The sequence below is a fragment of the Campylobacter sp. RM5063 genome, from assembly GCF_024723655.1.
In the GTDB taxonomy this organism is placed as follows: domain Bacteria; phylum Campylobacterota; class Campylobacteria; order Campylobacterales; family Campylobacteraceae; genus Campylobacter_D; species Campylobacter_D lari_D.
In genome coordinates this window covers 1-8,080 of the sequence record NZ_JANQDA010000029.1, presented here as the reverse complement: position 1 = coordinate 8,080, position 8,080 = coordinate 1, and the positions used below count along the sequence as shown (strand labels likewise).

General features: G+C 24.8%; 7 protein-coding genes. 5 read left to right on the top strand and 2 right to left on the bottom strand.

From position 1 onward, the window contains the following. The first annotated feature begins 323 nt into the window (after positions 1-323). The 3 genes from CAMP5063_RS07895 to CAMP5063_RS07885 all read left to right on the top strand — a co-directional run bounded on the left by CAMP5063_RS07895 (position 324) and on the right by CAMP5063_RS07885 (position 1,967). On the top strand, positions 324-1,046 hold the full coding sequence (locus CAMP5063_RS07895) for a P-loop NTPase fold protein (protein ID WP_337195130.1): 723 nt from the start codon (positions 324-326) through the stop codon (positions 1,044-1,046). A gap of 212 nt (positions 1,047-1,258) precedes the next feature. Further along, positions 1,259-1,546, top strand: a complete 288-nt coding sequence (locus tag CAMP5063_RS07890) for a hypothetical protein (protein ID WP_337195129.1) — start codon at positions 1,259-1,261, stop codon at positions 1,544-1,546. 22 nt (positions 1,547-1,568) lie between these two features. Beyond that, positions 1,569-1,967, top strand: a complete 399-nt coding sequence (locus tag CAMP5063_RS07885; RefSeq protein ID WP_337195128.1) for a hypothetical protein — start codon at positions 1,569-1,571, stop codon at positions 1,965-1,967. A gap of 141 nt (positions 1,968-2,108) precedes the next feature. On the opposite strand, the gene CAMP5063_RS07880 is transcribed toward CAMP5063_RS07885, so the two are convergent. Both CAMP5063_RS07880 and CAMP5063_RS08545 read right to left on the bottom strand, forming a co-directional pair. Further along, positions 2,109-2,378: a tyrosine-type recombinase/integrase gene (locus tag CAMP5063_RS07880; RefSeq protein WP_337195127.1), complete on the bottom strand. Its 270-nt coding sequence runs from the start codon at positions 2,376-2,378 to the stop codon at positions 2,109-2,111. Between the two features lie 19 nt (positions 2,379-2,397). After that, positions 2,398-2,529 carry a hypothetical protein gene (locus tag CAMP5063_RS08545; RefSeq protein WP_442863217.1) on the bottom strand — a complete coding sequence of 44 codons (132 nt, stop codon included), beginning with the start codon at positions 2,527-2,529 and terminating at the stop codon, positions 2,398-2,400. Positions 2,530-4,114: 1,585 nt separating this feature from the next. Between CAMP5063_RS08545 and CAMP5063_RS07875 the strand changes: the two genes are divergently transcribed. Next, entirely contained in the window at positions 4,115-7,246 is a 3,132-nt protein-coding gene (locus CAMP5063_RS07875) for an inverse autotransporter beta domain-containing protein (protein WP_337195126.1), read from the top strand. 76 nt (positions 7,247-7,322) lie between these two features. Further along, a partial coding sequence (locus CAMP5063_RS07870; RefSeq protein ID WP_337195125.1) for a hypothetical protein occupies positions 7,323-8,080 on the top strand: 758 nt, incomplete at its 3' end.

Genomic DNA, 8,080 nt, shown 5'->3' with positions numbered 1-8,080 from the left:
TTTTTGAGTCTTTCTATGATTATTTTTGATATATGAATAATTATAAAAGTCAAAAAATTAATTTAATATTAAATAAGAGAAAAAACAAAATTTTTTTAAACATTGAAAAAAAATTACTCAACTTTTTTTGTTTTTTCTCTCGCGTACGCGTATGTATTTTTTTATATATTTTTTAAAAAAAGAAAGGCTGTCTGAGTGCGTAGCTGTAAGGGGTATTTTAAAAAGAATATGTAACTATCTATAGCTTTAAGGTTTGGAGGATAGTTACATAGAAAACTTAAATAATTTTATATAATTACATAAATATTTTATAGGAGTGTATAATGAATAAGATTGACACTATCGCAAATTTTTTAAATAAAAAATCTAAAAAATGTTTAGCTATAAATGGGTCTTGGGGTATAGGTAAAACTTATTTATGGAAACAAGTTGAAAAGAAACTTTCTAAAGATAAAAAAGTTGTTTATATAGATCTTTTTGGCAAAGAAAGTTATAAGCAAATATTAGAAGAAATAGTTTTTAAAATCCATGGAAACTACAATAAAATAGCAAATACTTTTTCACAAATTATAGCCAAAATTACAGAAATTAAATCCGCTGGAACAATTAACATTAACCCTGATGCTATTTTTTCCTTTTTAAAAAAAGAAGATTTTAAAAAAGTTATTGTGTGTTTTGATAACATAGAAAGAAGATCTAATAATCTTTCTTTGAAAGAAATTTTAGGACTTGTAAATTTACTTAAAGAAGAAAAAGAATGTAATGTTGTTGTGATTTTTCATGAGGAAGAATTAAAAGAACAAGATAACAATTTGACTGAAAATAATAAAGAAGAGCAAGCCAAACAATACAATAGTAAAAACTGGTATCAAACATACAAAGAGAAGGTTATTGATTGTGAAATAACCATAAAAAACAATGATGAAGTAGCAAAAGCAATTATAAAAGATAAAGTAAATAAATATACTAAAATTACAGATGAAACAAAAATATTATTGAAATTGTTATTTTTGAAGTATATCAAGAACATTATAGTGGTAATCTAAGATTATTATATCACGCATTAGAACACATATATTATTTTAACAAGCATTGTTTTTTAAAGTTTAGAAAATACAACGATAAACAAGCATTTGCAATTGCTTTAAAATTAAGTTATATCTCATTAATATTTCAAACTAAAAAATATCTTTCTATTAAAATAGAAAAAAATGACTTATCTTCAGATTATCATCTTTATGAAAAATACCTAAAAAATATGTTTTATTTAAATAAAGAAGAAAAATACCAACTAAGACGCGATTTTTATCAAACTTTAAAAATTGATCTTTATTATAAACTTCAAAACTGCAAGATAGAATATTTGGTAGGTAATTTAAGCGATGAACAATTTGTAAAAGATATTGAAAATTCACTCCTAAAAATAGACTTTTATTCAAAAAATGGAATGACACACTTTCCTTATAGTTTTTATCAAATTTTACTTTCAACCTACACACAAATTACAAAGAAAAAATTAAGCAACATAGAAGAAAAAAATCAATAAACACTATATAGAAGCTCTTGTTATGGAAGAATTAGAATTTGATTTTCATGATGATTATAAATCAGATAAGAACCTATTAAAATTATTAGAAAATGAAAAATGGAAAGATTATTATGAAGAAACTAAAGAAAAACTCAAAACAAGCAAGTATGAAAATATTAATGCACTTATTAATAGCTATGAAAATATAGAAAGTAGTTTTTATCTCGAAGCGATTAAGCAATATAATTTTTTTAAAAGAGAAGAATTAGTACAGCTATTTAAAAATAATAACGATTTTTGTAAGAAATTTTTTAATCATTTTTCTATGAATATGGTTGCAAGTCATAAATTTGATGATGATTTAAATAATAATTTATTTCAAGCTTATTTAGATTTTTTAGATTTAGATGAAAATAAAATAAAAAAAGTGTTGTTTTAGAATATATAAATTCACAAAATAGTGTATTAAGAAAGCTACTAATAGAATAATTGCGTTAAAGATATTCAATAAAATACCATTAAATTTACAAAAATTAAAAAGTTCTTATGCGTTTATAATTTACAAACATTAAAAATTAAACTACTTATCTCTTTTTAATTTATCAATAAAATCACTCCACCATTGCATTAACTCTCTTCTATCATCAAGTCTTAAGCTTCTATTATATACCGCTTTTAATTTATTTCTTTCTCTATGATCTAAACATAGTTCTATAACTTCACTATCTTGTTTATGAATATTTTTATACTCATAAAGAAAAGTTGAAGCAGTAGCTCTAAAACCATGATATAGTATTTCATCACCAAAACCTAATCTTTTAATGGCTTGATTTAATGTGTTTTCACTCATTGTTTTAGATTTACTTATATCACTTGAAAAAAACATATTTTGAATCTGAATAAGAAAAATTTTTAACATATAAAAGCAAGTCTAAAACACTCTGACTTAATGGAACAATAAAATCCTTTCTTGCTTTAACTTTATTAGCGCGAATAATAATTTTTTTCTCAAAATCTACTTCTTTCCATTCTAAATTTATAATATTAGCACTTCTTAAAATAAATATGGACTAATTTGCAAAGAAATTTTTGTAAAAATACTACCCTCGTAATTATTAATCGCAAGCAGTAATTCTTTAAATCTTGCTTCATCTGTGAAGTTTTATGACTTTGAACTTTATTAGTATCATAAAGTGCTTTTTTATATTTTGATTTTTAGTATTTTCTTTTTGAATATGTTCTTTTGGATTAATGCCTTATGATAGCATGTCGTTATAATCATTTACAATCTCTCTTGTCCGTGTTAATGTGGTTATAGGATATTTTCCTATTTTAAAAAAATACCCTTTTTATTAAGTTTATATCTAAAATAAAAATTCTTATCAATATTTCCATGAAAAACCCTAGCTTCAATATATAAATTTTTAGTACAAGCACTTTGATATAAGTTTTTTATCAACAGTTAAATTTTTAAGTTGCCTATCATTTACAATAATCACTGATTTTCCTTTAAAGTGTGTATAAAAAAATATTTTTTTTAATTTGTCAAAAGATTTTAATTGTAGTAATAATTCGTGATAGAGAAGTAATGGTGGATTTAGAAAGCGTCTAAGTATCCATACTTTAGAAATTAAATATCTAAATAACATATACTTTTGAAAATTCAATAATTTGTATAGTTAAATCTCATTTTAAAGATTTAACCCCTGATATAACTTCAGCCATTTCTTCAATGGAAAATAATACATAGCAAGATACTTCCATAGATTGTATTTTTTCTTCTTAGATTATCAATAGTTCCTGAAGAAACGCCTAATACTTTAGCAAATTCTTTTTTACTTAAAGACATTTTTTTATATTTCTCAAAAAATTTTTGTTTCTAAATAATTCTTGGTTGGGCTAATCTTGCTTAATTGTGAAATATGTTTGTTTTAATTTATAAAAATAACATATAAAACTATAAATATCTTTATATATCTAACTTTATTTAATCACTTTTTATTTTCTGTTAAATATTATATATATTCTTTTACCTATTATCCAAATTATAAAAACATACAAATTATAATTAAATATATTTTTTTAATAAGTAATTTTAAGATTATAACAACTATTATCAAATTTATACAAAAACTTTATATTGTAGTTATCTAAAGAGTATAATAAGGTATTTATACTCTTTATTTATTACTATATATAAGCTTAGTATTTATACTTTATATACCAAATATGATAAATACACCTTACACTGTTATCTAAAATACTAAATGCTAATACTTTTAAAAATGTTAAATAGTATAATAAAATATAAATATAAAAATTCAAAAAGCTTATTTTTCATTGTTTTTAAAAAGTAAATGATAAGTTTTTTTCATATATATTTAAATAATAATAAATCTATTTGCATTTTTTTAATAAAAAATAAAAGTAATTTTGATTATAATTTATAAATAATTATTATATTTATTAATTTTTTGGCTATTTTTCAATATTTTTATAACTTTTTTATCACTTTTGTATTTTTTGTGTTATCATATTCTCATCACAAATAAAAAATTTTATGCAAAGGATTCGGGGGGGGGGGATATGAAAAAAACACTTTTACTTGTTTTAATCATTCACACTTTTCTTTTTTCTCAAATAATGATTTTAAAAAATCAAGATAAAATCATTATAGATAACAATCAAACTCTTGCACTTAATCATGTAAACCATGATCAAAAGCAAATACTTAAAGAACATAATAACATTGACTCAAGAGTCAAAAAGCTATTAGAAGAAAAACCAAAGAAGGATTCTAATCTTAGTAAAGAAGATGAAGAATTATCTAGTAAGGTTGTTAATGTTATTCAAACTATAGGCAATGTATATAATGCCAAAGATAGTAAAGAAAGAGATGAACTTATAAGAGATTTAGCAAGCAATTATTTAAGCTTACAAGCTAATACTTTAATCCAAGAATATTTACATGCTCTTAATCACTCCATTAATAGTGAGTTTAATTTAAACTATAATGATAGGGGTGGTTTAAGTGGTAATGCTAAAGTTCTTTTACCTATTATGAGTGAAGATAATCCAAAAATATCTTATTTTTTACAAAGCGGTATAGGTGGATATGATAATAATAGAATCATAGGTCATTTTGGTGGTGGTATAAGATATTATCCTAATGCATTAGCATTAGATAATTCAGGAAATATCATGCTAGGATTAAATTTAGTTTATGATCATGATTTTAGCAGAGAGCATAAAAGAATATCTTTGGGCTTTGAAAGTATGTTAGATACACTAGCTTTCCATGCTAATATTTATCAAAGATTAAGTGATTGGGTTAGTAGTTATGATTTTAAAAATGCAAATAATGATCTAACTTTCTTAGAACGCCCTGCTAATGGCTGGGATATGGGTATTAAATATGCTTTTCCTTCTATGAGTAATGTAGCTATTTTTGCTAATATGAGTAAATGGTATGGAGAAAAAGTAGCTCCATTTGGCAATGTAAACTGCTATGAAGATTTAGAAAAAAATCCTTTAGTGTATGAAGGAGGTATTACTTACTCACCCTGTCCTGCATTAACTTTTTCGCTAAGCCATAAAAGAAGTAATGAAAGTGATAAACAAGGCACAAATATAGCTATGAATTTTAACATACCTTTAGATAAAGATGCTTTCAAACACGCTTTTGATACAAAATTAGCAGGTATAAATAATACCATTGAAGGCTCTAGAACTCATTTTATAGATAGAGATTATTCTATGGTGCTTGAATATAAAGCTATTAACAATACTTATCATATTTCTTATTGCGGAAATTTGGGAGGTAATACTCATTGTATTATGCTTAAAGATGGCTTTAATCAAGCAGTTAAAAATGTTGCTATGAGTGTAACTCCTGAACAAAAAAGTGTAATCTTAAAAGATGGAAATCATTATATTACTGATAGTAATGGAAAAGTTTTTGTAAAAATAATCCATTCTTATGGAGTCCATCAAACCAATTTAATTGCTAAAGCAGGGAATGCTCAAGAAAGTTTCCCTATTACTATCATAGCTCCAAAAGAAGACTTTAGGATATTTGCTAAACCTTCTAATATACAAAGATATGAAAAATCTCTAATCACATTTACAGGAAATGATTTAGCAGGCGATTTGGCAATTCATTGGAAATTAAATGGTAAAGGAAGTTTAGAAAAAACGCCAAATTCAGATAAAACTGATAAAGATGGAAATTCAAATATCATCTATAAACCTGATGTAAACATGAAAGATAAAGAAAAAGCTGAAATCATTGCTAATGTATTGGGAGTTACTTTAAAAACATTTGTTCAAATAGCAATTTATGGAGATAATGATATTATCTTAGATAAAGCTATTATAGGTAATAAAGAAAAAACTCATGCAAGTTATAAAAACTTAAAAGCTAATTCTACAAAAGTTAAATGGAGTATACAAGGAGATAATGCTTTATTTGTTGATAAAGATAAAACTACTAAGGAGCTTAATTTAATAGCTGATGATAAAGGTGAGAGTAATGTAGAAATCATAGGACTTAGTGGAAATGAAAAAGTAAAAATCATTGCTAAGAATATGAGTGATGAATTAGTAAAAGAAAAAAGTAAAGATTTAGAGATTAAAAATTATACAGCCACTATGGAGCTTCCTACTGGAAAAGATCCTGTGACTCATCAAGACTTTGAAAAAGGAATGATTGATTATAAAAGCGACTTTGAAGTAAAACTTAAAGGTTTAATGCCAAAAACAAAAGTTTTATGGAAGGCTAAAGATATACAAAGCAATAAAACTTTAAGAATTAGTAACGATAAAGAAAGTACAGCTGATGATAAAGGTGAGAGTAAGGTAGTATTTGAAGGAGTAAAAGATTTTAATATTAAAAGATTACAAATCATTGCTACTTATAATCAAAGCGCAGCTAGCACTCAAGAAGTAAGTGGAGAAATCAAACTCCACCAATACACCCCAAGCATTAGTTTTAGTAAAGATAAAATTCATGCTTATGAAAGTGATAATAACAAAGCTTTAAAAGATCCAAAACTTGATCATGTTGAAGTAACTTTAAAAGGTGGTAAACCTAATGAAAAAATAGAATGGAGTTTAAGTGGAGACGCTACTTTAAGCAATCAAGAAGCAACATTTAATGCTAGTGGTGAAGCTAAGGCAGTTATCACTTCTAAAGCTCCATTTAAAGTTAATCCAAATTTAGAAGTTAAAACTATGACTAAAGATCTTAAAAAAGAATTGCCTTATGAGATTAAAGAATATACTCCTAAAGTAGAAGGTTTCTCTCCTAAATTTGAAAAAGAAGATACTCTAGATTATAAAACTGATTTTAGTGTACAAGTAAGCAATCTTTTACCTAATTCTAAAATAAGTATTACTAAAACACAAATCATTAAACCTAAAAAAGAAGAAGTGGAAGTTAATAATAAAGGTGAAGCTACTTTAGAATTTGAAGGCATTAATGATTTTAGTCAAAAAGAAATAACTATAACTTTTAACTATATTAAAAAAGGAGATGAAAAAGCTGAGCAAACTTATGCTATCAAACTCCACCAATACACCCCAAGCATTAGTTTTAGTAAAGATAAAATTCATGCTTATGAAAGTGATAATAACAAAGCTTTAAAAGATCCAAAACTTGATCATGTTGAAGTAACTTTAAAAGGTGGTAAACCTAATGAAAAAATAGACAACATTTAATGCTAGTGGTGAAGCTAAGGCAGTTATCACTTCTAAAGCTCCATTTAAAGTTAATCCAAATTTAGAAGTTAAAACTATGACTAAAGATCTTAAAAAAGAATTGCCTTATGAGATTAAAGAATATACTCCTAAAGTAGAATATCCAAGCTTTAAAACCCAAGAAAAAACTATAGATTATATAGATGATTTTAATATTAAAATAAGCGGTTTATTACCAAATTCCACTATTGATAAAATCAGTGGAAGTAAAGGAGTAAAAGCTAAAAAAGAAAGCTTTAATGTTAGTGATAAAGGTGAAGCTACTTTAGAATTTAGTGGTATTAGTGATTATAGTGTTAAAGATATTGCTATTAAGTTTAATTATATCAAACAAGGTAGTATTAAAAAGGAGCTTAATTTAGATAAAATCAAACTTTATCAATACGCTATTTCCTTTAATGCTGATCCAAGTACTATCATTGCAGAACCTAATAAAAATGCCGAAGTAACTTTAAAAGGTGGTAAGCCTAATGAAAAAATAGAATGGAGTTTAAGTGGGGATGCTACTTTAACTAAGACTGATAAAGTATTTAATGTTAGCGGTGAAGCTAAGGCAGTTATTACTTCTAAAGCTCCATTTAAAACTAATCCTATAATTAATGTAAATACCTTAGGCCAAAACCTCACTAAAACATTAACTTATATAGATGGAACTATATATACTCCAAAAATAGAATATCCTTCTTATAAAGTCAGTTTTTGGAAAACATTAGATAAAACTATAGATTATGACTCAGATTATGTATTAAAAATAAGCGGTTTATTACCAAATTCCACTATTGATAAAATCAGTGG

Bases quoted from the DNA above. Each gene is read 5' to 3' on its own strand.
- CAMP5063_RS07880 (WP_337195127.1), bottom strand. From the start codon at position 2,378: ATGAGTGAAAACACATTAAATCAAGCCATTAAAAGATTAGGTTTTGGT.
- CAMP5063_RS07895 (WP_337195130.1), top strand. From the start codon at position 324: ATGAATAAGATTGACACTATCGCAAATTTTTTAAATAAAAAATCTAAA.
- CAMP5063_RS07875 (WP_337195126.1), top strand. From the start codon at position 4,115: ATGAAAAAAACACTTTTACTTGTTTTAATCATTCACACTTTTCTTTTT.
- CAMP5063_RS07890 (WP_337195129.1), top strand. From the start codon at position 1,259: ATGTTTTATTTAAATAAAGAAGAAAAATACCAACTAAGACGCGATTTT.
- CAMP5063_RS07885 (WP_337195128.1), top strand. From the start codon at position 1,569: ATGGAAGAATTAGAATTTGATTTTCATGATGATTATAAATCAGATAAG.